The sequence below is a fragment of the Pseudomonas sp. C11 genome, from assembly GCF_034683865.1.
Taxonomy (GTDB): domain Bacteria; phylum Pseudomonadota; class Gammaproteobacteria; order Pseudomonadales; family Pseudomonadaceae; genus Aquipseudomonas.
In genome coordinates this window covers 258,350-283,106 of sequence record NZ_JAWIIP010000003.1, presented here as the reverse complement: position 1 = coordinate 283,106, position 24,757 = coordinate 258,350, and the positions used below count along the sequence as shown (strand labels likewise).

Below are 24,757 nucleotides of genomic sequence, written 5' to 3'. Positions count from 1 at the left end.
CCCGGATTTCATCCGGGCTACGGTTTAGCGCTTGAGCGTTTTCACGCCTTCAGCGGTACCGAGCAGCAGCAGATCGGCCGGGCGGGCGGCGAACAGGCCGTTGGTGACCACGCCGACGATGGCGTTGATGTCCGCTTCCAGCTTCACCGGGTCGGTGATCGACATGTTGTGCACGTCGAGGATGATGTTGCCGTTGTCGGTCAGCACGCCCTCGCGGTAGACCGGATCACCGCCCAGTTTCACCAGCTCGCGGGCCACGTGGCTGCGGGCCATCGGAATCACTTCCACCGGCAGCGGGAATTCGCCCAGCACCGGCACCAGCTTGCTGGCGTCGGCAATGCAGATGAAGGTCTTGGCCACGGCGGCAACGATCTTCTCGCGGGTCAGTGCGGCGCCGCCGCCCTTGATCAGGTTCAGGTGCTCGTCGCTCTCGTCGGCGCCGTCGACGTAGAACTCCAGATCACTGACGGCGTTGAGGTCGTACACCGGGATGCCATGGCCTTTCAGACGGGCGGCGGTGGCTTCGGAGCTGGCCACGGCACCATCGAATTCCATCTTGTGCTGGGCCAGCGCGTCGATGAAGAAATTGGCGGTGGAGCCGGTACCGACGCCGACGATGCTCTTGCTGTCGAGGCGCGGGATAATGTGGTCGACGGCGGCCTGGGCCACGGCCTGTTTCAGCTGATCCTGGTTCATCGCGGGGGAATGCCTGGGAAGGTGAGGGAATAAAGCGCGAATTATAGCCGCAAGTGGCGTTCTGGCGGGCTGAATCCCGTGCGTTTCGTATGGTCGCCCGGCGCGGCGCTGCGGTAGACTCGGCAGTCCCCTCCAAGCCCGAACGCCTGCGAAATCGCCATGCTCGAACAGTACGTGAAGAAGATCCTCACCTCGCGCGTCTACGACGTCGCGGTGGAAACCCCGCTGCAACCCGCCCGGCAGCTCAGTGAGCGACTGGGCAGCCAGATTCTGCTCAAGCGCGAGGATCTGCAGCCGGTGTACTCGTTCAAGATTCGCGGCGCCTACAACAAGCTGGCACAGCTGTCCGCCGAAGATCTGGCGCGCGGCGTGGTCACTGCCTCGGCTGGCAACCACGCCCAGGGCCTGGCCCTGGCCGCCAAGCACATGGGGGTGAAGGCGACCATCGTCATGCCCCGCACCACTCCGGAGCTGAAGGTGCAGGGCGTGCGTTCGCGTGGTGGCAAGGTGGTGCTGCACGGCGACGCCTTCCCCGAGGCGCTGGCGCATTCGCTGAAACTGGTGGAAGAGAAGGGCTACACCTATATCCATCCGTACGACGATCCGCTGGTGATCGCTGGCCAGGGCACTGTGGCCATGGAGGTGCTGCGTCAGCACCAGGGGCGCATCGACGCCATCTTCGTGCCGGTCGGCGGCGGCGGCCTGATCTCCGGTATCGCGGCGTACGTGAAGTACCTGCGCCCCGAGATCAAGGTGATCGGCGTCGAGCCGGACGACTCCAACTGCCTGCAGCAGGCGATGGCAGCGGGCGAGCGCGTGGTGCTGCCAACCGTCGGATTGTTCGCCGATGGCGTGGCGGTGGCGCAGATCGGCCAGCACACCTTCGACATCTGCAAGCATCACGTCGATGAAGTGATCACCGTCAGCACCGACGAAATCTGTGCGGCGATCAAGGACATCTACGATGACACCCGCTCGATCACCGAGCCGGCCGGCGCTCTGGCCGTGGCCGGGATCAAGAAGTACGTCGAGCGCGAGGGCGCCAAGGGCGAGGTGCTGGTGGGCATCGACTCCGGCGCCAACGTCAATTTCGACCGCCTGCGCCATGTCGCCGAGCGCGCCGAGCTGGGCGAGAAGCGCGAGGCGATCATCGCTGTGACCATCCCCGAGCAGCCCGGCAGCTTCAAGGCCTTCTGCGAGGCGCTGGGCAAGCGCCAGATCACCGAATTCAACTACCGCTATCACACGGGGCGTGAAGCGCACATCTTCGTCGGCGTGCAGACTCACCCGGAGAACGATCCGCGTGCCGCGCTGGTCGAGGGCTTGCGCGCGCAGGGCTTCCCGGTGCTGGATCTAACCGAGAACGAGCTGGCCAAGCTGCATATCCGTCACATGGTCGGTGGCCATGCAGCGGGCGTCGGCGACGAAATGGTGCTGCGCTTCGAGTTCCCCGAGCGGCCGGGCGCGCTGTTCAACTTCCTGCAGAAGCTGGGCGGGCGCTGGAACATCTCGATGTTCCACTACCGCAACCACGGCGCTGCCGATGGCCGTGTGCTGGCCGCGCTGCAGGTGCCGGAAGACGAACGCCATCTGGTGCCGGAGGCGCTGGACGCCATCGGTTATCCCTACTGGGACGAGAGCGAGAATCCGGCCTACAAGCTGTTTCTCGGCTGAGCACGGGTAGGGCGGGTATAACCCGCCGCCGCGTTCTGGCGGGTTGCACCCGCCCTACTTAATCGCCGAATAAAAGGAAACCACGATGGAACACTACCTGCTGGTTCGCATTCTCCACAGCGCCCCAGGCGTGTTGTTGCTGCTGGGCCTGATCGCCCACAGTTTCATGCTGTTCAAGGCGCAGCGCGGTGGTGATGCGGCCGTGCTGGCGCGCAAGCTGCGTGTGACCCTGTTGTTCAGCTTCCCGGCATTCGCCGTGTTGGCACTGAGCCTGCCGATTACCGGCTACTGGCTGGTCAATACCGCCGGCTGGCCGCTGGGGCAAACCTGGCTGCTGCTGGGTAGCATTCTGTATGGCGTGATGATGTTGCTCGGCCTGCTGCTGGCCGGTCGTCTGGCCGTCTGGCGTGCGCTGGGCGATACGCCGGCGCCGACAGCGCTCAAGCGTCTGTGTCTGATCTATGCCGGGCTCATTCTGGTCTTGCTGATCGCCATCATGGCGCTGATGGGCGCCAAGCCGGTCTGATCAGGCGTGCATGGGCCTGGCCGGGCGTAGCCAGGTGAAGGCCAGTAACAGGTAGATCAACGAACCGCCCCAGTACAGCCAGGCGAAGCCGTTGTTCAGGCCTATCAACAGGTAGGCGAGCAGGGGGCCAAGCGCGGCGCCGAGATCCTGGGCTACCGAGTAGCGCGTCATGAAGGCGACCACATTACCGGTGCTGGCGACGTCGCTTGCAAGCGCGTCCGATAGTGTGGTCAGCCCGGTCGCCAGTAGCATCACCAGTACGCTTACCGCAATCCAGGCGATCAGTGGCAGGCCGCTGGCCATCAGGCCAAAGCTCGCCGCAGCGCCCATCAGCGCCCATCCGTAGAGTCGCGAGCGACCTGCCGGGCGATCAGACCAGGCGCCAACGCGTTTACCCAGCCAGGGCTCCCATGACCAGCGCAGCGCTTGCAGGATGCCGGACAAGGCAGTGGCGCCGAGCAACAGGCCGAATACATCGAGCTCGCTGCCGTAGAAATGAGCGATCAGCGCGCTCAGCGTTGCGGCCAACACACCCTGAATCAGCAAGGCGACGCAAAAGCCGTTGACGAGGATTGCATAGGCTCCGCTGGTCGACCTTCGTTCATGCGGGGCATTGATACCGGATGCAGGTGCGAGCCGCTGTTCGCCATAGCCGGCGGGTAGGTGGAAGTGGCAGAGCAGCAACGGCAGACCAAGCAGAGCCAGGCCGGTAAAGCTCAAGGCCAGCGCGGGTAATCCATAGATGGGTACCAGTAATCCGCCGAGCAGCATGCCCGCAAGGCTGCCAAGCCGGTAGAGGCCGTTGTACAGGCCCATTGCCTGGCCGCGCGACTGTCCGTTGGAGCAGTAGACCACCGCCGACAGGCCGCCAATGCGAAACAGCGACCAGCCGATTCCCCATGCGGCGCGTAATAGCAGCCAGGCGATAAAGCCTTTGGCGATACCGTAGCCCAAGGTCGTGGTGGCGCCGATCAAGGTGGCCAACAGCAAGCCGGTTCGCAGGCTGATGCGCTGATAAAGCCAGCCGATCAGTGGATTGAACGGCAGACGAATCAGCCGGTTCACCGAAAGCAGTACACCGACCTGCCAAAGCGCATCGAGGCCCACTTCCCGCCAGTAGACAGGTAAGGCGATATACAACATCGAGTCGCCAGCCAGGCAAAGCGCCGTTGCCAGTGCCACGACCACGAGAGGTCGCGAAGCGGCTTGATCGACGTGGCGCGGCATGGCAACTCCTTTGGCGCCTGGGAATGGTTCCTGGCTGGCCGAGAGTGAAGCGTCAGTCGCGCAGCGAAATTACCGGCCAGCCGCGCTCGATGGCCGTGGCACGCAGTACGTCGTCCGGGTCGACCGCCACCGGGTTGGCTACGGCTTCCAGCAGCGGCAGGTCGTTGCGCGAATCGCTGTAGAAGTAGGCACCGTCGAGACTGTGACCCGTCTCGGCCAACCACTCGTTCAGGCGTGTTACCTTGCCGCCCTGGTAGCACGGCGTGCCGGTAATCTGGCCGGTGTAGCGGCCGTCCTGCATGCCACATTCGGTGGCGAGCAGGGTTTCCACGCCGAGGCGTGCGGCGATCGGCGCGGTGATGAAGCGGTTGGTGGCGGTGATGATCACCAGCTTGTCACCCGCGGCGCGGTGCTCGGCCAGCAGTGCCTCACCCTTGGCCAGGATGATCGGCTCGATCACCTCGGCCATGAACTCGCGGTGCCACTGCGCCAGTTGCGCCATGTCGCTGCGGCCGAGAATGGCCTGGCTGAAATTCTGATAAGCCACCACGTCCAGCTTGCCGGCGCAGTAATCGGCATAGAAGGCATCGTTGCGTGCCAGGTATTCGGCCGCGTCAACCAGGCCGCGCTGGCAGACGAATTCGCCCCAGCTGTGGTCGCTGTCGCCAGCCAGCAGGGTATTGTCGAGATCGAAAAGGGCCAAGCGCACGGTTCTGTACCTGTTCTTCAAGGGTTTGCGGCGCGCCAGAATAGCCGCTTTGGCGGGGCTTTCAAACTGTGTCTAAACCCGCGTTGCTGCTGGCGTCGGCTTTGTGGAACAATGCCGGAACTTGCGTCTATGAGGTTGCTTGCCGTGATTGATTCCGATGGTTTCCGCCCCAATGTCGGCATCATCCTGACCAACGATGTCGGCCAGGTGCTCTGGGCTCGCCGTATCAACCAGGACGCCTGGCAGTTTCCGCAGGGTGGCATCAATGATCGCGAGTCACCCGAAGAGGCCTTGTACCGCGAACTCAATGAAGAAGTCGGGCTGGAAGAGCAGGATGTGAAAATCCTTGCCTGCACCCGTGGCTGGTTGCGTTATCGTCTGCCTCAACGTCTGGTGCGCACCCACAGTCAACCGTTGTGCATCGGGCAGAAGCAGAAGTGGTTCCTGCTGCGCCTGACCGGCGCCGAAGACCGTGTGCGCATGGATCTGACCGGCAAGCCGGAATTCGACGGCTGGCGCTGGGTCAGTTACTGGTACCCGCTGGGCCAGGTGGTCACCTTCAAGCGCGAAGTCTATCGTCGGGCCCTCAAGGAACTTGCACCGCGCCTCAGTGTGCGCGACTGATTACGGGATTTTGACCGAGCATGCTCAACACGCTGCGCAAGATCGTCCAGGAAGTGAACGCCGCCAAGGATCTCAAGGCGGCGCTGTCGATCATCGTGCAGCGGGTCAAGGAGGCCATGGGCAGCCAGGTCTGCTCGGTCTATCTGCTCGACCCGGAAACCAACCGCTTCGTACTGATGGCCACCGACGGCCTCAACAAGCGTTCCATCGGCAAGGTCAGCATGGCGCCCAGCGAAGGTCTGGTCGGCCTGGTCGGTAGCCGCGAAGAACCGCTGAACCTCGAAGACGCCGCCAGTCACCCGCGCTATCGCTACTTCGCCGAAACCGGCGAGGAACGCTACGCCTCCTTCCTCGGTGCACCGATCATCCACCACCGCCGCGTGATGGGCGTACTGGTCGTGCAGCAAAAGGAGCGCCGCCAGTTCGACGAGGGCGAAGAGGCCTTCCTGGTCACCATGAGCGCCCAGCTTGCCGGTGTCATCGCCCATGCTGAGGCGACTGGCTCGATTCGCGGTCTGGGGCGCCAGGGCAAAGGCGTGCAGGAGGCCAAGTTCGTCGGCGTGCCGGGTGCGCCGGGGGCAGCGGTCGGTACCGCTGTCGTGGTGCTGCCGCCGGCCGATCTGAATGTAGTGCCAGACCGTAGTGTCGATGACATCGCCGCCGAGCTGGAGCTGTTCGACAAGGCGCTGGGTTGGGTGCGTGAGGACATGCAGGAGCTGTCCGAGAAACTCGCCACGCAACTGCGCAAGGAAGAGCGCGCGCTGTTCGATGTCTATCTGATGATGCTCGACGACGCGGCTCTGGGTAACGAGGTGCGCAAGGTCATCCGTACCGGCCAGTGGGCACAAGGCGCGCTGCGCCAGGTGGTGCTGGATCACGTGGCGCGCTTCGAACTGATGGACGATGCCTACCTGCGTGAGCGCGCCAGCGATGTGCGCGACCTCGGTCGGCGCCTGCTTGCCTACCTGCAGGAAGAGCGCAAGACCTCGTTGGTCTACCCCGACAACACCATCTTGGTCAGCGAAGAGCTGTCACCGGCGATGCTCGGCGAAGTGCCGGAAGGCAAGCTGGCCGGCCTGATCTCGGTGACTGGCTCGGGTAACTCCCATGTGGCGATCTTCGCCCGCGCCATGGGCATTCCCACGGTGATGGGCGTGGTCGACCTGCCGTACTCGAAGATCGACGGCATCAAGCTGATCGTCGACGGCTATCACGGTGAAGTCTTCACCAACCCCAGCGAGCTGCTGAGCAAGCAGTACGCCGATGTGGTCGAGGAAGAGCGCCAGCTCACCGAAGGCCTCGACGCCCTGCGTGCGCTGCCCTGCGAGACGCTCGACGGCCACCGCATGCCGCTGTGGGTCAACACCGGCCTGCTCGCCGACGTGGCCCGCGCCCAGCAGCGTGGCGCCGAAGGCGTTGGTCTGTACCGCACCGAAGTGCCGTTCATGATCAACGAGCGCTTCCCCAGCGAGAAGGAACAGCTCGCCACCTATCGCGAGCAACTGCAGGCCTTCCATCCGCTGCCGGTGACCATGCGTACCCTGGATATCGGCGGTGACAAGGCGCTGTCCTACTTCCCGATCAAGGAAGACAACCCCTTCCTCGGTTGGCGCGGCATCCGCGTCACCCTCGACCACCCGGAAATCTTCCTGGTGCAGACCCGCGCCATGCTCAAGGCCAGCGAGGGGCTGAACAACCTGCGCATCCTGCTGCCGATGATTTCCGGTACCCAGGAGCTGGAAGAAGCCCTGCACCTGATCCACCGCGCCTGGGGCGAGGTGCGTGACGAGGGCACCGACGTGCCGCTGCCGCCGATCGGCATGATGGTCGAGATCCCGGCTGCGGTGTACCAGACCCGCGAACTGGCGCGGCAGGTGGACTTCCTCTCGGTTGGCTCCAACGACCTGACCCAGTACCTGCTGGCGGTCGATCGCAACAACCCACGTGTGGCCGACCTGTACGACTTCCTCCACCCAGCGGTGCTGCAGGCGCTGCAGAAGGTGGTGCATGACGCCCATCTGGAAGGCAAGCCGGTGAGCATCTGCGGTGAGATGGCGGGTGATCCGGCAGCGGCCGTACTGCTGTTGGCCATGGGCTTCGATTCGTTGTCGATGAACGCCACCAACCTGCCCAAGGTGAAATGGCTGCTGCGCCAGATCACCCAGAGCAAGGCCAAGGAACTGCTGGGCCAGGTGATGCGCATGGACAGCCCGCACCTGATCTACAGCACCCTGCACCTGGCGCTGCGCAACCTGGGCCTGGGCCGGGTAATCAACCCGGCCTCGAATATCCAGGCCTGAAGGCCAATGGTGTAGGCGCGGGCTCTCGTTTGGAGAGCTCCAAGCGCAGAGGCTTCATGTAGGAGCGAGCTCTGCTCGCGAACCATGGCAAACGGCAGAAGCTTCGCGAGCAGAGCTTGCTCCTACTTCAAGGCACACTCCGCTGCTGGCCGTTCGACCGAGACCGGGCCATAAGCTCGGGCTACATCTGCAGGGTCACCTCGCCCAGAAGGGCACCATGCGGGCCGAAGCTGCGCTCGATGACGCTCCAACGCCCATCCCGGCCAAGGTTCAGCACCGTGCTGGCGCGCGTGCCGTAGTCGGCGCTGGCGATGAAAACGCTCGACAGCAGACGTTCGATGTCCAGGCCGACGCCGGTGTTCGGCAGCAGGTGGTCGTCTGGTCGCGCTGTATCGGCCATCACCCACAGCAACGTTTCGTCATTGGCATCCGGAGCCTCTTGCAGCGCCTGGCGTGCGCGCAGCAGCTTGGGCCAGGGCGTATCCAGGTTGGCGTTGCACAGGCCGTAGACACCCGGCTGCAAACGGCGCGCCTGGCTCTCCTGGGAATTGAAGTGCCAGAGCTGGGTCGCATCGCCCAGCAGCAGATTGAAGCCGGCGTAATCGGCGGCGCGGGGCACGAGCTGGTCGAGGTAGGCGCCTGGCGCTATCTGGCTCAGCAGGTAGTTGGCAGTCAGTTCACCGCGTGAACGCGGGCCGACCTTCTGCCGGGGATCGCGGATATTGGTCAGCGCGGCGAAGCGACCTTGCGTGGTCACGCCAAGCCAGGTGCCACCGGCTTCCAGATCGCGTCCGGCGAAGACGCCGGGGGCATCCGACCATTGGCTCAAGGCCGCGCTGGGGCGTGCGTAGAACTCATCACGATTGGCTGCCAGGCGCAGCACGGTTGCGCTTTGCGGCCGCCAGGCGAATACGATCAGGCACATGACAGGTTCTCCCAGGCTGAGTCCCGCAGGCTAGCGAGTGCTCGCCCGCTGGGCAACCAGCACGTCGATTCGGCTGCCGCTGGCGGGGCATTTCCGCTACCATGCCGCTTTGTTTTTCGGGGACGTCGATGGAACTGCTGCTCTACCTGGTGCTGGGCGCGGCTGCCGGTGTGCTGGCCGGGCTGTTCGGCGTGGGTGGCGGGCTGATCATCGTGCCGGTGCTGGTCTTCAGCTTCGCCTCACAGGGCATATCGGCAGAGATTCTCACGCATCTGGCCGTGGGCACCTCGCTGGCGACCATCGTCTTCACCTCGATCAATTCCATGCTCGAGCATCACCGCCAGGGTGCGGTGCGCTGGCCGCTGTTTCGCTGGCTGACCCTTGGCATCCTGCTCGGCAGCGTGCTCGGTGCGCTGACGGCGGCAGCCATCCACGGCGAGTGGTTGCAGAAGATCATTGGCGTCTTCGCCCTGCTGGTCGCCGCTCAACTGTTGCTGAACCTGAAACCTCGTGCCAGCCGCGGTGTCCCAGGCAAGCCTGGATTGGCGGTGGCGGGTGGTGTGATCGGCTGGGCCTCGGCGATCTTCGGCATCGGCGGCGGTTCGCTGACCGTGCCCTTTCTGGTCTGGCGCAGCGTGCCGGTGCGGCAGGCGGTGGCGACTTCGTCGGCCTGCGGGCTGCCAATCGCCGTGGCCGGCGCCCTGAGCTTCATCTGGACGGGGTGGGGCAACCCGCTGTTGCCGTCATGGAGCGTCGGTTTCGTCTACCTGCCGGCGCTGTTGGGCATTGCGCTGACCAGTATGTTCTTCGCCCGTTTTGGTGCGCGCCTGGCCCATCGCCTGTCGCCGCTGTTGCTCAAGCGCCTGTTCGCCCTGCTGTTGTTCAGCGTGGGTTTGAGTTTCCTCGTTTAAGGAGTTCCTGATGCTGCCTTATCCGCAGATCGACCCGGTGGCTGTCGCCCTCGGTCCGCTGAAAATCCACTGGTACGGCCTGATGTATCTGGTCGGCATCGGTGGTGCCTGGCTGCTGGCCGCGCGCCGGCTGAACCGCTTCGACCCGACCTGGACCAAGGACAAACTGTCCGACCTGGTGTTCTGGGTGGCCATGGGGGTGATCCTCGGCGGGCGCCTGGGCTACGTATTGTTCTACGATCTGCCGGCGTACCTCGCCGAACCCGCGAAGATCCTGCGCATCTGGGAAGGCGGCATGTCCTTCCATGGCGGCCTGATCGGCGTGATGCTCGCCACCCTGTGGTTCGGCAAGCGCAACGGCAAGAGCTTCTTCGAGCTGATGGACTTCATCGCGCCGCTGGTGCCGATCGGCCTGGGCGCGGGGCGTATCGGCAACTTCATCAACGCCGAGTTGTGGGGCAAGGCCACTGACGTGTCCTGGGCGATGATCTTCCCCACCGATCCGCAGCAGTTGCCGCGTCACCCGTCGCAGCTCTACCAGTTCGCTCTGGAGGGCGTGGCACTGTTCGTCATCCTCTGGTTCTACTCGCGCAAGCCGCGCCCGACCATGGCCGTGTCCGGTATGTTCGCCGCCTGCTACGGGGTGTTCCGCTTCATCGTCGAATTCGTCCGCGTGCCGGATGCCCAGCTCGGCTACCTGGCCTGGGGCTGGCTGACCATGGGGCAGATCCTCTGCGTGCCGATGGTGCTCGGCGGCCTCGGTCTGATCGCCTACGCCTACAAGCGCCAGCGCGTGCAGGGAGTCGCCTGATGAAACAGTACCTCGACCTGATGCGCCACGTGCGCGAACACGGCACCTTCAAGGAAGACCGCACCGGCACCGGCACCTACAGCGTGTTCGGCTATCAGATGCGCTTCGACCTGGCTGACGGCTTCCCCCTCGTCACCACCAAGAAGTGCCACCTGCGCTCGATCATCCACGAACTGCTGTGGTTCCTCCAGGGTGACACCAACATCAAGTACCTCAAGGACAACGGCGTCAGCATCTGGGACGAGTGGGCCGACGAGAACGGCGACCTCGGCCCGGTGTACGGCTACCAGTGGCGCAGCTGGCCGGCGCCCAATGGCGAGTCCATCGACCAGATCGCCAAGCTGATCGAGATGATCAAAAAGAACCCGGATTCGCGCCGCCTGATCGTCTCGGCCTGGAACCCGGCACTGGTCGAGCAGATGGCCCTGCCGCCGTGCCACGCGCTGTTCCAGTTCTACGTCGCCGACGGCAAGCTGAGCTGCCAGCTCTACCAGCGCTCGGCTGACATCTTCCTCGGTGTGCCCTTCAACATCGCCAGCTACGCGCTGCTGACGTTGATGGTGGCGCAGGTCTGCGACCTGCAGCCGGGCGAGTTCATCTGGACCGGCGGTGACTGCCACCTGTACGCCAACCACATCGAACAAACCGACCTGCAACTGACCCGCCAGCCGCTGCCGCTGCCAACCATGAAGCTCAACCCCGAGGTGAAGAATCTGCTGGCCTTCAAATTCGAGGACTTCGAGCTGGTGGGCTATGAAGCGCACCCGCATATCAAGGCGCCTGTGGCCGTCTGAGATGGCTGTGGGTGGCGCTCCGCTGTAGGGTGGGCTTCAGCCCACCGATTCATCGTGCCGCCGGCCCTATCTCTATCAGGCAAAGGATTGCCCATGCCCAACTACCGCCGCGAACGGATTTCCGGTGCAACCTACTTCTTTACGGTCACCCTCGCGGATCGTCGTTCGCGCTTACTGGTTGAGGAAATTGTGCTGCTGCGCCAGGTCTACGTCGAGGCGAGCAAACGCATGCCGTTCAAGACCGTGGCCATCTGCGTATTGCCCGATCATCTGCATGCCGTATGGGAGCTGCCCGAGGATGATCAGGACTATTCCCTGCGTTGGGCATCGATCAAAAGCCAGTTTTCCCGGGCGCTACCCGCCAGGCCTATCGTCAGCGCCAGCAAATCGAGAAAACGTGAGAAAGGCATCTGGCAGAGACGCTTCTGGGAGCACCGCATCCGTGATGAGGATGACCTCGCACGGCATGTCGATTACATCCATTTCAACCCGGTCAAGCATGGCTTGGTGCGTCAGGTTGGCGACTGGCCTTATTCGAGCTTCCATCGTTATGTGGCGCGCGGGCTCCTGCCGGCAGATTGGGGTGGACGAGGTGATAGCGATGGACAGTTCGGGGAGTAGTGGGGCGCCGATGTGGTGGGCTGAAGCCCACCCTACAGGTGTGCCGTCCCCCGCGTAGGGTGGGCTTTAGCCCACCGACTGCATAGAGAGGTCGTTGCGCAGGCGTTCCACTTGTTCCGCGCGTTCGGCCTCTTCCAGGCGTGCGCCGGGATTGAGCGACGACCATTGTGGGTGAGCACGTGCCACGTTCAGCGGAGCGGGCAGTTTGCCCTGGCGCCACAGGCTTTCCTGCGGGGCGCTGAGGGTGATGGCGTCCATCGCGGCGTGGCCACGGGCGTCCAGGGCGGCCAGCAGTTGCTGCTGACGCAGGGCGAGCAGGCGCAGCACGGCGTCGTCGACGGTCAGCTCGCGCTGGCCTTTCAGTTTTCCCTTCAGTCTTGCTCCGTAGTTGCGCAGAGTCTGTGCGCTGCCGCCGATCACCGCACCCAATGCGGCAGCGGCGCCCATCGTCAAACCGCCGACCAGCAGGTCGACGCCGACGCCGGTGGCGGCACCGGCGGCCATGCCGCCGCCGACCTTGATGCCGAGCTGCTTGAGGGTTTCCGGGTTGAACAAATCGTCGCCCCAACGGCCATCGAGCAGCGGCAGATCGGCCGCCTTGGCATCGCTGCTGCGGAAGGCGTACAGACGCAACAGGGCCTCGACGCAGCGCTGTTCGCGCTGGCGAATGGCTGCACGCAGCTCGTTCACGGCGGCCTGCTCCAGCAGAGGTTGGGCGGCGACGCTGCGGCGGCAGGCGGCGCAGTCGATCAGCAGTTCGGCGATCAGGCGTTGGCCGGCCTGGCGCCGGGCCTGGCGCTGCGCCTCGTGATCTTCGATCAGCCGTTGCAGTCGCAGGCGCGCGCGCTCCAGCAGCAAGGCCAGGCTTTCGTACAGCCGCCGTTCGCCATCCTCCGGCGGCGCTACGCTGTCGAACGCCACCAGGGCATGCAAGCCCAAGCGAGCCAGCGCTTTACGCCATTCGCCCTCGCGATGCTGGCTGCTGGCGACGAAGTTGAGCACCGGTAGCAACGGGCGACCACACATGGTCAATACCGCCAACTCGTCGCGGTACTTGGCCAGCACCGGCTCGCGCACGTCGATCACATAGAGCCCGGCGTCGGAGGCCATGAGCTGGCGCAGCACCTTGGCCTCCTGCTCGTAACGCTGGCGCGCTTCGCTGCCGTCGAGAAAACGTGCCAGGCGCGCCGGGCCGTCCAGGCGCTCACCGGGGCGGTCGAGGCGTTCCAGGTAGTCGAGCAGGGCGATGGCGTCTTCGAGGCCGGGCGTGTCGTATAGCTCCAGCAGGGCCTGGCCATCCACCGACAGGCGCGCACCCTCGACGTGGCGGGTGGTGCTGGCGCGTGGCGAGACTTCGCCGAAGTCGATATCGCGGGTCAGGGTGCGCAGCAGCGAGGTCTTGCCGACGTTGGTATGGCCGACCAGTGCCAGTTTCAGCGGCGGGGTCATGGCGTGGCCTCGATCAGGCAGCCCGGAGGCAGAGCGTAGATTGAGGTAGGAGCGAGCTCGTGCGCCTGCAGTTCTCTAGTCATGCCCTGTCTCCAGCCAGCTCAATGGCGCCGTATCGCGGTGCGCAAGCCCCAGGCTGGCGAGTGCCTGGTGCCAGTCCGCCAGGCGCGCGCTGTCCAGGCTTTCGCCGGGGGCGGGTGGCAGCAGCCAGATGCGCGTGGCGGTTGCGCAGCGCGATAGCTCGCCGAGCAGCGCCAGGGTGCCGCGATCCGGCGAGCGGCGCGGGTCGCAGGCTATGGCCAGGCGCTCGGGCGGGAAACGGGTGAGTTGTTCGAGCAACTGCCGGCGCTGTTCGCGGCTGTCGATCACCCCGGCATTGGCCACGCCTCTGGGCAATGAGGCCGGCGGCCAGGTTCGGCGGTCGTCCAATTCCAGACCAAGCAGCAGGGCGCCGCTGCCAGCCTGGCCATTGGCACCGCCTTGCGGCTGATGCAGTTCGGCGGGCGCCAGGTCGCAGATGCCGAGTCGTTCGCTATCCGGCTGCAGGCGCTGGCGCAGCAGGCTGTAGCCGGGCAGGTCGAGATCCAGCCTCAGTGCGCCTTTGCCGGATTGCCAGCGCCACAGGCACAGCAGCGCGAGCAGCAGGCGTGGCAACAGGCCGTAGACCAGCACCACGCCCACCAGCCAGCCGGCCCAGCTTTGTCGGGCGATTTCACTGGTCAGCGCGGAATCGCCACTGGCGCGGATCAGCTCCACGTCCGGCAGGCTGAAGCCGAGCAAGGCGGGCAGGGCGCCGATGGCTTGGGTCAGGGCGATGAAGGTGTCGCCGCCGAGGATGGTGGTCTCCCAGACGAAGCCATAGCGGCGGGTGGCGAGCAGCAATAACAGGGTGGCCAGCGAAGCGAGCATGGCCAGCGTCCACAGGCCGTTGACCAGCAAGCCCAGGCCCCAGCGGGTCAGGCGTTGGCGTTGCAGCATCAACAGCAGGGCCGGCGCCAATTGAGCGGCACTGGCATCGCGCGCCAGCTTTTCGCTGAGCCAGAGCCACAATCTGCCCAGGGCGCCGGGGCTGTCACGGGTCAGCAGCAGGCCGAGCAGCCAGCCTGTCAGCATCAGCAGGTTGAGCCCCAGCAGACTACCCAGCGCCCAGAACACATTGACCGGCTGGCGCCCATCACCCAGCGCTGCCAGTGCCAGGCCGGCACCGCTGAGCAGGGCCAGCAGCACCAGCAGCAGGCCAGCCAGGCGTGCACCCTGCAGCCAGTGCAACAACGCTTGCCACTGGCCATCGCGGCGCGCCAGCAGCAGGGCGCGCTGCTGGATACGTGCGGCCAGGTCGCCCGCTTCGGTGCGGGCCAGGCGATTGGCCTCGGCGTCGTCGAGCGGGCCGGCGTGCTCTTCGCGCAGGCGAATCGTCTCGCTGAGCCAGAGGCGTTGGAAAACGGAGGGGGAGGAGGCGTCAGTCACGTGGCGTCTCGTCGTACGGGTTAGAGGCCGAGGATAACCGCTGAGCCCTATGGAGGCGAATCAACGGAATGAGTCGGTGTTTCTAGGAGGCGTGTTGGGATGGTGGGGGTGAATATTTATGTCGAGTGATGTTGTTTTGCTATTCCTTTGTGTGGGTAAATTGGCGCCAGCATCAGGGAAGAGCGCCAAATCTAGCCAAATTTCATGGCTCCTCCCTGAACACGTCTGTTTTTCAGTCACGAATAAGGGAATCCCATGGAGTTTGCAAAAAAGACCGGAGCTTTTCTGCTCGGTGCCTCGATCGTCATGGCGTCGGGGTGCGCCAACCTCTCCGATAATCAGTGGGTCAACAAGGAAAATATCGGCACTCTGGTCGGGGCAACCGCTGGCGTGCTGATTGGTAGCCAAATCGGTAATGGCAACGGTCGTACCGTGGCGATGCTGGCAGGGGCTCTAGCCGGCGGTTATCTGGGTAAAACCATTGGCGCCAAGCTCGATGAGCGCGACCGCCAGGCTCTGGCACAGCAGACGCAGCAAGCATTGCAGTTCTCCCAAGATGGGCAGAGCAGTCAATGGGCGTCGGCGCACAGCGGCGCTACTGCAACCATCACGCCGGTCAAAACTGAGACCGTTCAGCGTCAGGTCGAGGTCAAGCGCGCCCCGTCTGTCCAGCCGGTGGCCAACATGACGTTGATCAACAAACCCTACCGCGCTGTGAAATCGGCCAATGTACGCAACGCGCCTGATCTCAATGCCGAGAAGGTCGGCGGTCTGCCAGTGGACACCACGTTCACCGCTATCGGGCGTACAGATAATGACTGGATCATGGTGGGACGCCGGGGTGTGACCATCGGCTATGTCTATGCACCGCTTGTGGCCGAAGTACAGCCGGCGCCTGCAGCTTCTGGCGCAACACAGGCTGTGGTCGATAGCGCAACCGATCTTGATAGCCTCGACAGCAGTACCGCATCGAGCAAGGGGATCGACCTCGATGCCATCGACCTGGATGCCGCACCTGTGCAGCAGACTGTGGCGGCGCAGACCACCTGCCGCACTTTGGACTATGACGTCAGCGTCAAGGGTGGGCACGAGAAACAGACCGTGCAGGCCTGTCAGGCGGCAGATGGCGCCTGGGAACTGATCTGACGGAGTCTTCGATGAAATCCTTACTTGCACTCAGCTTGCTTGCGTTGGCCGTTTCGGCTCAGGCGGCTGATCATCGCCTGGCCTACTCGAAGGCTGAAAATGTCGAGGTCTTCGTTGAGCATGTCGACGGGCAGCCCTGGTGTGGCGAGCGCCTGCAATTGCGCTTCGCCTTCGCCAACGCAACGCCGGACTCGGCCGCTGTAGGGCGTCTGCTGCCCAAATTGGGTGGCCTGATCAGCAATCAGTGCGCGGCTGCCAACCAATTGCAGTGGTACAGCACGGACAGTTCCGGTCAGCGTCTGGCCAGCGGCAGTGCTGCACAGAGTGGAGGCTGGCAGGCTCAGGTCAACGCACCGAATGCCCCGGCGGTTCAGGCTCCTGTGGCAGAGGTACCGGCTGTCGTCGAGCCCGCTCCCCAGCCTCTTGCTGAGCCTGCGCCTGAGGTGGCCAACCCGCCTGCGCCAGTCGTTGCCGAGGCGCCTGACGCGGCCTCAAGCTCTGCACCTGCTGCACCTGCTGCACCTGCTGCACCTGCCAGCGTGCCCAGCCCGGACTTTACGGTATCTGGCTGGCAGCCTCCCTCTTCGAATGAGGCACTGGCCAAGGCGAGTTTTCTTACTGAGGTCACCGACCAGACCGGCTGTCGCTTCCGTCTCGCGGTTAAGTTCGAAGACCCCGTACAGAATGTGCGCGCTGAGTCGCAAGGCGTGACCTGTGGCACCGATGGTTATGCTCAAGGGCCTGGCAAGTTGAGTGTCACGCGCAGCGATGGCGTGCGTCTGTACAGCTTCAATAACGGCGGGTTCCTCGCCGGGTTACCGGTTGCCGGCAAGGTGCCTGACCTGCCTGTGGTCGGCTTTGACGACAGCAACAACCTGCTGCTGTCTTTGTTCAGTGAGCCAGCCAGCAAGGTGCACTATCTGTTGCGTCTGGGGCGTAACTACAACGGTAGCTGGAATGCCGGCAGCGGCATGCTGCTGGCTCTGACCGAGAATCGCGATTTGTTCCGCAATGCCGACAGCATCAAGCGCACGATCGAGCTGGCCACTGCACGTCTGGATCAAGCCGCTCCTGATCTGGACAACCTACGCTTCTACGCCATGCGCGATCTGGATCAGGGGTTATTCAAAGGTGATCGCGACTTCTGGCTGTATGAAATCAGCCTGTCACGCCGCTACCGCACCCGTGTTTGGGATTACAACCTGCAACATGCCGATAACTATCTGTTCGCCTTCGAGCGCAAAGAGGCCGAGCAGCAGCGTCAGGCCGAGTTGCAGCGCCAACGCGAGGAGCAACGTCAGCGCGAGCTGTTGGGGCGTCAGGCTGAGCAGCAACTGCAGCTTTACCGTCAGTTGCGGCGGGAAACTCGCAAACCGGAAGAGCTCTACCAGCGCATCAGTCGTGATGCCAGTTACTCGCCAACAGGTGGGGGCAGCTACGCCGGCATGCTCAAGGGCAATGCGGTCGATTACAGCCAGATCGTCTACATCGGTGGCAAAACCGAAGGTGGTTGGGAGATCGAATACCCCTACCAGGCCGTGCTCAATACCGACGATAGCGCACAGGATGCCGATAAGGGCTGGTTCCTGGTCAAGGGCAAGGCGCGCCTGGACGGGGAGCGCCTGGATAACCAGCAACTGCCACTGACGTTGGTAGCCGCCAGCTCGCTGATTGCCTGTAACGAGGATGAGTGTGCCGATCTGCGTGATCCATTGACCCTGCTGCGTCATGAAATTGGTGATCCGAGCTGGACTGTCGAAGGTGCCAGGGATGTGATCAAGAAAGCCTGGCCGGATCGGGCCGTCGAGCAAGGAGACGAGCAATGAACAAGAGCGTCATGGCAGTCGCCGGCGGTGCTGTTGTGCTGTTGGCGGCCGGTTACTGGGGGTTAAGTGCCTATGCCGCAAAACAGGCCGAGAAGCGCCTTGAGGATTGGGCGTACGACATGGAGGTGGATGACAAGCTGCACTGGCAATCGGTGTCATCGAGCCCCTTCGGTGGTCGCGTTAGCATCCATGGTGTGGAGCTGGAGACGGGGCGCAATCAACCGCCATTGCGAATTGAGGAAATGACCGTCAGTGAGCTGTTGCAAGGTGACGAGCGCAGCCGTATTCGGCTGCAGTTCAAGGGTATCGAGGCGGATGATTCGGCCTATGCCAATCTGCGCGGTATCGGCGCGTTGGCCGGTGGCGGTGCACGACGTGCCATGCATGATCTTGAACCTGCACTCAATAGCGGTTTGATGACCCTTGCGCCTTCGGATCTGGAGCTGTTCGTTGACATCGATGATGATGCCGGCACGCTTGAGAGTGAACTGATGGTGAGCCTGCCCGAGTTGTTCGAGATGCGTGTCAACTATCAGTTGAGCAACCAGCGTGGCCTCAATCGACAACTCGTCCGTGTGCAGGACGAACTGGCCGACGCTGAGAACCTCTTCCAGGTGCTTGGCCTGCTTCAGGGGTTCGAACAGGGGCTCGAACGGGCAGAAATCGCCAGTGTCACGCTGAGTCTCAAGGATCACGGCATGCTTAAACGCAGTATCGCCCTGCAGCAGCGTTACAACACGCCGCTGGATCCTACCGCCGGGAGTGCCGACGAGCAGCGTGCGCGTCATTACGAGCGGCAGGTCAAGGAGATCGTCGGGCGTTGCGAAGACGAGAAACTCGGGAGCTCGCTCGACGGTGCCTGTGATTTGCTTGGTGACCTGTTACGGGGTGATGCACAGGGGGTCGAGCTCAGCCTCAGTCCCGATAAGGTTCGGCTGGTCGACTTGAGCAAGCTCGATGATGAGCGTTCAGCCAGGCGTCTGTTCGAGCGTCTGAACCCGAAACTCAGCAGCCTGTGATGGCCCACCCTGCGCGGTGAGCTACATTCGGTGAGGTCGGCCCGGCATGCACGGGCTGGCCTCGCGCCTTACGTTCACTCAAAACATTCAAGAGCGTTGTTATGTCATACGATTTCGGCTCGCAGTCGCTGGGCATCGGTAATCCGTTCCGGATCGAAGGTGCAATGGTCGCTGCACGTGGCGCGTTGGTCGTGCTGCTCGGGGCGTACTGCCTATTTCAGGTCGCGGGCCTGGTCGACTCTCGCCGCGAGATCGAAGGCTGGCTTCATGCTGGTGTCGGCCTGCTGTTGCTGGTCTGGGGCCTGGTTGGACTAGGCGATGGTCTGCTCAAGGTGTTTCGCTTTTATGTCGGGCGCAACGTGCCTTCCAGCCTGGCGAAGAATCAGGCTGACGGTGAGGCGCGTCACTTGTTGGCCTATACCGCAGAGCAACTGCACGACATGCTCATGGGGCGCAAGAACACCACCTTCAAGGAACCGCAGAGCCTCTTCGCTCGTTTAGTTCATACCCTGGTGCCCAAGCTGATCTTCCTGCCGCCCACCTACCGCGGCCTGGCGGAAAACCTGCTGTTCGGCCTGTGCATGACCCTTTTCATGCTGCTGACCTACGCGCTGGCCTGGTTCGCCGGTGCCAGCGGCCTGGCACGTCTCAACGGTACGCCGGTGATGGCCTGGCTCGGCTGCCTGCTGACCCTGTATCTGTTCAAGCTGTGGTTCGGCATGCGCAATCCACTGCAGCACTACAGCCGGGGCGACATGAACATCGGTCTGCCGCGTATCGGTTTCATCATCAGCCTGGCCATCCTGCTGCCGGTCGCGCTGGTTTACGTGCACAGCCACGTCCATTCGATCCCTGCCCTGCCGGTGAACCCGACGCCGCTGCTGCTGACCGCGCTGTGCCTGGCGTTGCTGGCCTGCGGCCTGGGCTTGTTCATGTTGCTGCAGCGCCTGCGCAGCGTCGATCCGCATACCGAGGTTTCCGAGCATCGCGACAACTGGCAGCGCAACCTTGTGCCGCGTGAGCTGTTCATTCGCCTCGATGCGCACATTCTGGCCAACCGCCGTTACCAGGAAATCCCTAACCGGGTGTACCTGAAGTTCAACCCGGAAATGATGGAAGAGGGCGGCCAGGACAAGGGTGCCTTCAAGGGGCGCACGCTGGTGGAAACCCAGCCGGTGGTGCAAACGCTCGAACACACTGCGGCCTATCGCCTGACGCGCAGCATTGCCAGCGCGCTGGGGCAACTCTTGCTGGCCGGTAGCGCACTGTGGCTGGTGGTACTGCTGGGGGATCTGGCGCGGGTTGCCTACCGTCCCGAGCAGCTCATGCTGCTGGGTTACCCCCTGTTGCTGTTGTTGTTCGGTCTGGTGATCAGCCGCATGAGCAATGTGTTCTGGGCTGAAATGCAGTTCCGCTCGCTGTTGCTCGATCTTTCTATCGAGGGCACCTACACCCAGTCCAAGCTATCCACCGGACAGAGCATCTACGACAGCACTCGTTCGGAAAACGTCGTGGTGCGCTCGACCATCACCCCGTGGTTCCTGCTCAGCACGCTGCTGACCAGCACTTTCGTGCGGCCGGGCAGCATGAACCTGGAGCAATATCGTCACGTGCTGTCGTTCGAAAAGAGCGATGACACCTTGGCGGCTATCCTGGGTGAGCTGGACGAGTTCTTCGCAAGCCGTGAGGCGATTGCCGGGGTCAACGAAGTCGACCTCAGGTCGGCCAGCCAGATCTTCCAGATGAACGAGCAAACCCGTGCGCTTCAGCAAGGTACGCCGGTCGCGCTGGAACAGGAGCAGGCCGCTGGCGTGATCGCCCAGCAACCGGACGCTCCAGTCAGCTGAGACGACAACCCGGCAGGTGGCGCGGCAAGCCACCTGCCTTGGCTGCGACGACGCTTGTCACTCTGCTATGCTCGCCGCCATGAATACGACACGCCCTCTTTCCCTGATCGCCGCCCTCGCGCACAACCGTGTGATCGGCCGCGACAACCAACTGCCCTGGCACCTGCCGGCGGATCTCAAGCACTTCAAGGCGATGACCCTGGGCAAGCCGATCATCATGGGTCGCAAGACCTGGGATTCGCTCGGCCGCCCGTTGCCGGGCCGGCTCAACATTGTCGTCAGCCGCCAGCCTGGGTTGATGCTGGAAGGCGCTGAGGTCTTCGCCACACTGGAAGCCGCCATCGCGCGGGCTGACGAATGGGCGCGCCAGGAGGATGCCGACGAGCTGATGCTGATTGGCGGTGCGCAGCTCTACACCCAGGGGCTGGCACTGGCTCAGCGCTTGTACCTGACTCGCGTCGGGCTGGAGCCGGAAGGTGATGCCTTCTTCCCCGAGGTCGACGATGCTGATTGGCGCCTGGCGTCCAGTGTCGAGCATCCTGCTGGCGCAGATACTCCCTTCTACGCCTTCGAGGTATGGGAACGTCGCAGCGCATAACGACATCGGCGTCGACGCCGCCGCGCTGCCGTATCGTGGCTTGTGCCCTCTGATGCAGGTTCTGTCATGACTGATCAACCGACCGATGAGGTGCCGCGCAGCGCGGTGGCCGCCATCTTCGTCCGTCACCCGTTGTGGGAGGACGCGCTGGCCCTGCTGTTCGGCACCGCCCTGGTGGCACTGGGCATCGCCTTCTACGCGCATGCGGGGTTGATCACCGGCGGCACCGTGGGGATTGCCTTCCTCGCCAACTACCTGGCCGGCTGGCCGTTCGGCCTGGTGTTCTGCCTGGTCAATCTGCCGTTCTACCTGCTGGGTATCTGGCGCCTGGGCTGGGGCTTCACCCTGCGTACCGGCTGCGCGGTGCTGTTGGTGTCGTTGCTGGCTGAGGCGACGCCGCACTGGGTTACCTTCGCTCACTTGAGCAGCCTTTACGCCACCTTGTTTGGCGGCGCGGCGATGGGCTTGGGCTTGCTCATGCTGTTCCGCCACCGCGCCAGTCTGGGCGGGGTGAACATCCTCGCGCTGTTTTTGCAGGAACGCTTCGGCTGGCGTGCCGGCATGGTGCAGATGGGCATCGACGCGAGCATCGTGCTGGCGGCCATCTTCGTGGTATCGCCGGACAAGGTGCTGCTCTCGGTACTCGGCGCGCTGGTGCTGAACCTGGTGCTGGCCATCAACCATCGTGCCGACCGCTACGTGGGCGTGAGCTGAGCCTTAGCCTTCTTTCTGCGTTTCCGGCAGGAACCAGTTCATCAGCAGCGCGCAGATACCGCCGGTGGCGACGCCGGATTCCAGCACGCTGTGCAGCCCGGCCGGTAGGTGGGCGAGGAATTCCGGCACCTGCGAGAAGCCCAGGCCAAGGGCCAACGATACCGAGATGATCAGCAGTGCGCGGCGATCCAGTTGGACGCCAGCGAGAATGTTGATGCCCGCCGCTGCCACCGCGCCGAACATCACCAGCGCCGCACCGCCGAGCACCGGCTCCGGCACCGCCTGGAGCACGCCGGCCACCACCGGGAACAGGCCGAGCAGCACCAGTAGCGCGGCGATCCACAGGCCGACATGGCGGCTGGCGATGCCGGTCAGTTGGATGATGCCGTTGTTCTGCGCGAACACCGAGCTGGGGAAGGTGTTGAACACACCTGCCAGCAGTGAGTTGGCGCCGTTGACCAGCACGCCGCCCTTGATCCGCTGCATCCACAGCGGGCCCTCCACCGGCTGGCGCGACAGCTTGCTGGTGGCGGTGATGTCGCCGATGGCTTCCAGCGAGGTCACCAGGTAGATCACCACCATGGGGATGAACAGGCTCCAGGAGAAACCCAGGCCGAAGTGCAGCGGCATCGGCACCTGGAACAGCTCGGCCTCATGCATGCCGGTGAAGTCCAGGCGGCCCAGGTAGGCGGCCAGGGCATAGCCGATGGCCAGGGCGATGATGATCGCGCAACTGCGCAGCCATACCAGCGGCAGGCGGTTGAGCAGGATGATCGCGGCCAGCACCACGCCCGACAGCAGCAGGTTCTCGCCATTGGCGAAGGTGCCATTACCCATCGCCGCGTAGCCGCCGCCCATGCTGATCAGGCCGACCTTGATCAGCGTCAGGCCGATCATCAGCACCACGATGCCGGTGACCAGCGGGCTGATCAGGCGTTTGACGAAGGGCAGGATGCGCGACACGCCCATCTCGATGAACGAGCCGGCAATGACCACGCCGAAGATCGCCGCCATTACCGCTTCCACTGCCATGCCCTGGTTGACCAGCAGCACACCGCCGGCAATCAGCGGGCCGACGAAGTTGAAGCTGGTGCCCTGCACGATCAGCAGGCCGGCGCCGAGCGGGCCGAAGCGCTTGCATTGCAGGAAGGTGGCGATGCCGGAGATGACCAGGCTCATCGACACGATGATGTTGGTGTCGCGCGGCGACACGCCGATGGCCTGGCAGATCAGCAGACCGGGGGTGACGATGGGCACGATGATGGCGAGCAGGTGCTGCAGGGCGGCGAGCAGGGCGGCCAGCGGACGCGGCTTGTCGTCCAGGCCAAAGAGCAGCTCGTTGCGGGATTCGGGGGCAGGTGGGGTGTGCATGGCAGTCGACCGCGAAAAAAGCGGCGATTCTACCCGAGTTGCACCACGAGGCGTCGCGGCTAAAGCCCCTCCCACGGCTCAGTGGGCGTGTGGGAGGGGCTTTAGCCGCGACCGAGCGTTGCCCGGCGGATCAGTCGACTGCGGTGAACTGGATGATTTCCACCCAGTAGCCATCCGGATCCTTGATGAAGGCGATGTCGCGCATGCGGCCGTCGGTCAGGCGCTTCTGGAAGTCCACGCCGAGGTCTTCGAAACGTTGGCAGGCGGCCTTGATGTCCGGTACCGCCACGCACAGGTGGCCGAAGCCGCGCGGGTCGCTGTTGCCGCTGTGGTAGGCAAACTCCGGATCCTTCTCGGTGCCGTAGTTGTAGGTCAACTCCAGCACGCCGGGGATCGACTTGCGCCATTGATGACGGGCTGCCGGGTCGGTCGGGATCTGCGACTTGTCGGCAATCAGCGCGAGGAAGTACAGGCTGAACTCGGCGTCGGGGAAGTCCTTCTTCTCCAGCAGGGTGAAGCCCAGCACGCGGGTGTAGAAATCCAGCGATTTGGTCAGATCCTTCACACGGATCATGGTGTGGTTGTAGACGAAGTCGGCGGTGGCGACGTCGGGCTTGGCGGTCACGCCGGGCAGGGTGTTCAGTTCGTCGAGGGTCATGGGGCCTCCATCAAGCGTGAAAAAGCAGTACCTGCCTAGATGGACGCGGCGATGGCGTTTTTCAAGGCTGGTGGTTGGGTTATAGGGCAGCGAGCGACCGCATGGGTTCCCGGCGGGGTGGCAACTGGGCCACAGGCAGCGGGGTAGCGTAGGCGTGGCTGGGCGCAAAGCATCGCGGCTGAAGCCGCTCCTACAAAGTGCGTAGGGTGGACAACGCTGTTTTTGTCCACCGGGTGGCGTGGACGGTGGACGGATGAAGCGTCGTCCACCCTACCGGGCTTCAGCTGTAGGGTGGGCCGGGCGGCGATCCGCTGTAGCCCACCATTTCAATTCCAGCTCCCGCATCAGACCTGCAGCGTGATCAGCTCGGCCCGTGCCCGGCCATCCTCTATATGCAGGAGGCCCACGCCGATGGGCAGCTTGAAGCGCCGTGGCCCGGCGCTGCCAGGGTTGAGGTAGAGCACGCCGTCGCGTTCTTCGTGCAGCGGCTTGTGCGAATGGCCGGCGATCAGTACGTCGATGCCATGCTCAGCCGGGTCGAAATCCAGTTGCTTGAGATCGTGCAGCACATGCAGCGTGACGCCGCCAAACGTCAGCCTCAGCCGCTCGGGGATGGTGTCAGCCCAGGCGTCCTGGTCGTTGTTGCCACGCACCACCGACAGCGGCGCGATGCGCTGCAGTTCGGCCAGGATATGCGGCCCGCCGATATCGCCGGCATGGATCAGATGATCGACGCCCTGCAACGCTGCCAGCGCCTCGGGGCGTAGCAGGTTGTGGGTGTCGGCGATCAGGCCGATGCGCATGAGTGCCTCCCGTGATGAGTCAGGTGCCAGCTTGCTGCCGG

23 protein-coding genes are annotated in these 24,757 nt (G+C 63.8%); 14 read left to right on the top strand and 9 right to left on the bottom strand.

The features are described 5' to 3' along the window. Positions 1–24: 24 nt before the first annotated feature. Positions 25–696 (bottom strand): ribose-5-phosphate isomerase RpiA, encoded by a 672-nt coding sequence (rpiA, locus tag VC352_RS07385; RefSeq protein ID WP_322978935.1) that lies wholly within the window; start codon positions 694–696, stop codon positions 25–27. Positions 697–855: 159 nt separating this feature from the next. Between rpiA and ilvA the strand changes: the two genes are divergently transcribed. Beyond that, positions 856–2,370 carry a threonine ammonia-lyase, biosynthetic gene (ilvA, locus tag VC352_RS07380; RefSeq protein ID WP_322978934.1) on the top strand — a complete coding sequence of 505 codons (1,515 nt, stop codon included), beginning with the start codon at positions 856–858 and terminating at the stop codon, positions 2,368–2,370. Positions 2,371–2,455: 85 nt separating this feature from the next. Then, positions 2,456–2,896, top strand: coding sequence for a DUF2269 domain-containing protein (locus VC352_RS07375; RefSeq protein WP_322978933.1), 441 nt, complete (start codon positions 2,456–2,458; stop codon positions 2,894–2,896). On the opposite strand, the gene VC352_RS07370 is transcribed toward VC352_RS07375, so the two are convergent. Both VC352_RS07370 and VC352_RS07365 read right to left on the bottom strand, forming a co-directional pair. Next, on the bottom strand, positions 2,897–4,123 hold the full coding sequence (locus VC352_RS07370) for an MFS transporter (protein ID WP_322978932.1): 1,227 nt from the start codon (positions 4,121–4,123) through the stop codon (positions 2,897–2,899). Positions 4,124–4,175: 52 nt separating this feature from the next. Continuing rightward, positions 4,176–4,832 carry an HAD family hydrolase gene (locus VC352_RS07365; protein WP_322978931.1) on the bottom strand — a complete coding sequence of 219 codons (657 nt, stop codon included), beginning with the start codon at positions 4,830–4,832 and terminating at the stop codon, positions 4,176–4,178. A 144-nt stretch (positions 4,833–4,976) separates the two neighbouring features. Between VC352_RS07365 and VC352_RS07360 the strand changes: the two genes are divergently transcribed. Further along, the gene (locus VC352_RS07360; protein ID WP_322978930.1) at positions 4,977–5,456 is read left to right on the top strand and encodes an RNA pyrophosphohydrolase; all 480 of its coding nucleotides are present in this window, start codon (positions 4,977–4,979) and stop codon (positions 5,454–5,456) included. 20 nt (positions 5,457–5,476) lie between these two features. Further along, positions 5,477–7,756 (top strand): phosphoenolpyruvate--protein phosphotransferase, encoded by a 2,280-nt coding sequence (gene ptsP / locus VC352_RS07355; protein WP_322978929.1) that lies wholly within the window; start codon positions 5,477–5,479, stop codon positions 7,754–7,756. Positions 7,757–7,937: 181 nt separating this feature from the next. Here the strand turns inward: ptsP and VC352_RS07350 are convergent, their stop codons facing one another. Beyond that, positions 7,938–8,681: an NRDE family protein gene (locus VC352_RS07350; protein WP_322978928.1), complete on the bottom strand. Its 744-nt coding sequence runs from the start codon at positions 8,679–8,681 to the stop codon at positions 7,938–7,940. Between the two features lie 128 nt (positions 8,682–8,809). Between VC352_RS07350 and VC352_RS07345 the strand changes: the two genes are divergently transcribed. From VC352_RS07345 to VC352_RS07330, 4 genes are all read left to right on the top strand, one after another. Further along, on the top strand, positions 8,810–9,592 hold the full coding sequence (locus tag VC352_RS07345; RefSeq protein ID WP_322978927.1) for a sulfite exporter TauE/SafE family protein: 783 nt from the start codon (positions 8,810–8,812) through the stop codon (positions 9,590–9,592). Between the two features lie 10 nt (positions 9,593–9,602). Beyond that, the gene (gene lgt, locus VC352_RS07340) at positions 9,603–10,403 is read left to right on the top strand and encodes a prolipoprotein diacylglyceryl transferase (protein ID WP_322978926.1); all 801 of its coding nucleotides are present in this window, start codon (positions 9,603–9,605) and stop codon (positions 10,401–10,403) included. Further along, positions 10,403–11,197: a thymidylate synthase gene (locus tag VC352_RS07335; RefSeq protein WP_322978925.1), complete on the top strand. Its 795-nt coding sequence runs from the start codon at positions 10,403–10,405 to the stop codon at positions 11,195–11,197. Before lgt ends, VC352_RS07335 begins: the two co-directional genes overlap by 1 nt. A gap of 93 nt (positions 11,198–11,290) precedes the next feature. Further along, positions 11,291–11,818, top strand: a complete 528-nt coding sequence (locus tag VC352_RS07330; protein ID WP_322978924.1) for an REP-associated tyrosine transposase — start codon at positions 11,291–11,293, stop codon at positions 11,816–11,818. Between the two features lie 66 nt (positions 11,819–11,884). Here the strand turns inward: VC352_RS07330 and VC352_RS07325 are convergent, their stop codons facing one another. Together VC352_RS07325 and VC352_RS07320 are read right to left on the bottom strand one after the other, a co-directional pair. Further along, on the bottom strand, positions 11,885–13,267 hold the full coding sequence (locus tag VC352_RS07325) for a GTPase/DUF3482 domain-containing protein (RefSeq protein ID WP_322978923.1): 1,383 nt from the start codon (positions 13,265–13,267) through the stop codon (positions 11,885–11,887). 75 nt (positions 13,268–13,342) lie between these two features. Next, on the bottom strand, positions 13,343–14,734 hold the full coding sequence (locus tag VC352_RS07320; RefSeq protein ID WP_322978922.1) for a DUF2868 domain-containing protein: 1,392 nt from the start codon (positions 14,732–14,734) through the stop codon (positions 13,343–13,345). A 255-nt stretch (positions 14,735–14,989) separates the two neighbouring features. On the opposite strand from VC352_RS07320, the gene VC352_RS07315 reads away from it, so the two are divergent. The 6 genes from VC352_RS07315 to VC352_RS07290 all read left to right on the top strand — a co-directional run bounded on the left by VC352_RS07315 (position 14,990) and on the right by VC352_RS07290 (position 21,884). Then, positions 14,990–15,880, top strand: coding sequence for a glycine zipper 2TM domain-containing protein (locus VC352_RS07315; RefSeq protein ID WP_322978921.1), 891 nt, complete (start codon positions 14,990–14,992; stop codon positions 15,878–15,880). 11 nt (positions 15,881–15,891) lie between these two features. Further along, a complete protein-coding gene (locus VC352_RS07310) occupies positions 15,892–17,706 on the top strand; it encodes a hypothetical protein (RefSeq protein ID WP_322978920.1) in 1,815 nt (604 codons plus the stop codon). Further along, positions 17,703–18,725 carry a hypothetical protein gene (locus tag VC352_RS07305; RefSeq protein WP_322978919.1) on the top strand — a complete coding sequence of 341 codons (1,023 nt, stop codon included), beginning with the start codon at positions 17,703–17,705 and terminating at the stop codon, positions 18,723–18,725. Before VC352_RS07310 ends, VC352_RS07305 begins: the two co-directional genes overlap by 4 nt. 101 nt (positions 18,726–18,826) lie before the next feature. Continuing rightward, positions 18,827–20,572: a hypothetical protein gene (locus tag VC352_RS07300; protein WP_322978918.1), complete on the top strand. Its 1,746-nt coding sequence runs from the start codon at positions 18,827–18,829 to the stop codon at positions 20,570–20,572. Between the two features lie 67 nt (positions 20,573–20,639). After that, entirely contained in the window at positions 20,640–21,170 is a 531-nt protein-coding gene (locus tag VC352_RS07295) for a dihydrofolate reductase (RefSeq protein WP_322978917.1), read from the top strand. Positions 21,171–21,236: 66 nt separating this feature from the next. Then, positions 21,237–21,884 carry a YitT family protein gene (locus VC352_RS07290; RefSeq protein ID WP_322978916.1) on the top strand — a complete coding sequence of 216 codons (648 nt, stop codon included), beginning with the start codon at positions 21,237–21,239 and terminating at the stop codon, positions 21,882–21,884. A gap of 3 nt (positions 21,885–21,887) precedes the next feature. Here VC352_RS07290 and VC352_RS07285 read toward each other — a convergent pair whose 3' ends face one another. The 3 genes from VC352_RS07285 to VC352_RS07275 form a co-directional block, all read right to left on the bottom strand. After that, positions 21,888–23,255 carry a nucleobase:cation symporter-2 family protein gene (locus VC352_RS07285; RefSeq protein WP_322978915.1) on the bottom strand — a complete coding sequence of 456 codons (1,368 nt, stop codon included), beginning with the start codon at positions 23,253–23,255 and terminating at the stop codon, positions 21,888–21,890. 130 nt (positions 23,256–23,385) lie between these two features. After that, complete coding sequence (gloA, locus tag VC352_RS07280) at positions 23,386–23,913, bottom strand: lactoylglutathione lyase (RefSeq protein WP_322978914.1); 528 nt, start codon at positions 23,911–23,913, stop codon at positions 23,386–23,388. A gap of 344 nt (positions 23,914–24,257) precedes the next feature. After that, entirely contained in the window at positions 24,258–24,716 is a 459-nt protein-coding gene (locus VC352_RS07275; protein WP_322978913.1) for a metallophosphoesterase family protein, read from the bottom strand. Between the last annotated feature and the right edge of the window lie 41 nt (positions 24,717–24,757).

Bases quoted from the DNA above. Each gene is read 5' to 3' on its own strand.
- VC352_RS07375 (WP_322978933.1), top strand. From the start codon at position 2,456: ATGGAACACTACCTGCTGGTTCGCATTCTCCACAGCGCCCCAGGCGTG.
- ilvA (WP_322978934.1), top strand. From the start codon at position 856: ATGCTCGAACAGTACGTGAAGAAGATCCTCACCTCGCGCGTCTACGAC.
- VC352_RS07310 (WP_322978920.1), top strand. From the start codon at position 15,892: ATGAAATCCTTACTTGCACTCAGCTTGCTTGCGTTGGCCGTTTCGGCT.
- VC352_RS07335 (WP_322978925.1), top strand. From the start codon at position 10,403: ATGAAACAGTACCTCGACCTGATGCGCCACGTGCGCGAACACGGCACC.
- VC352_RS07300 (WP_322978918.1), top strand. From the start codon at position 18,827: ATGTCATACGATTTCGGCTCGCAGTCGCTGGGCATCGGTAATCCGTTC.
- VC352_RS07295 (WP_322978917.1), top strand. From the start codon at position 20,640: ATGCTCGCCGCCATGAATACGACACGCCCTCTTTCCCTGATCGCCGCC.
- lgt (WP_322978926.1), top strand. From the start codon at position 9,603: ATGCTGCCTTATCCGCAGATCGACCCGGTGGCTGTCGCCCTCGGTCCG.
- VC352_RS07325 (WP_322978923.1), bottom strand. From the start codon at position 13,267: ATGACCCCGCCGCTGAAACTGGCACTGGTCGGCCATACCAACGTCGGC.
- rpiA (WP_322978935.1), bottom strand. From the start codon at position 696: ATGAACCAGGATCAGCTGAAACAGGCCGTGGCCCAGGCCGCCGTCGAC.
- gloA (WP_322978914.1), bottom strand. From the start codon at position 23,913: ATGACCCTCGACGAACTGAACACCCTGCCCGGCGTGACCGCCAAGCCC.
- VC352_RS07315 (WP_322978921.1), top strand. From the start codon at position 14,990: ATGGAGTTTGCAAAAAAGACCGGAGCTTTTCTGCTCGGTGCCTCGATC.
- VC352_RS07290 (WP_322978916.1), top strand. From the start codon at position 21,237: ATGACTGATCAACCGACCGATGAGGTGCCGCGCAGCGCGGTGGCCGCC.
- VC352_RS07305 (WP_322978919.1), top strand. From the start codon at position 17,703: ATGAACAAGAGCGTCATGGCAGTCGCCGGCGGTGCTGTTGTGCTGTTG.
- VC352_RS07275 (WP_322978913.1), bottom strand. From the start codon at position 24,716: ATGCGCATCGGCCTGATCGCCGACACCCACAACCTGCTACGCCCCGAG.
- VC352_RS07370 (WP_322978932.1), bottom strand. From the start codon at position 4,123: ATGCCGCGCCACGTCGATCAAGCCGCTTCGCGACCTCTCGTGGTCGTG.
- ptsP (WP_322978929.1), top strand. From the start codon at position 5,477: ATGCTCAACACGCTGCGCAAGATCGTCCAGGAAGTGAACGCCGCCAAG.
- VC352_RS07330 (WP_322978924.1), top strand. From the start codon at position 11,291: ATGCCCAACTACCGCCGCGAACGGATTTCCGGTGCAACCTACTTCTTT.
- VC352_RS07285 (WP_322978915.1), bottom strand. From the start codon at position 23,255: ATGCACACCCCACCTGCCCCCGAATCCCGCAACGAGCTGCTCTTTGGC.
- VC352_RS07345 (WP_322978927.1), top strand. From the start codon at position 8,810: ATGGAACTGCTGCTCTACCTGGTGCTGGGCGCGGCTGCCGGTGTGCTG.
- VC352_RS07350 (WP_322978928.1), bottom strand. From the start codon at position 8,681: ATGTGCCTGATCGTATTCGCCTGGCGGCCGCAAAGCGCAACCGTGCTG.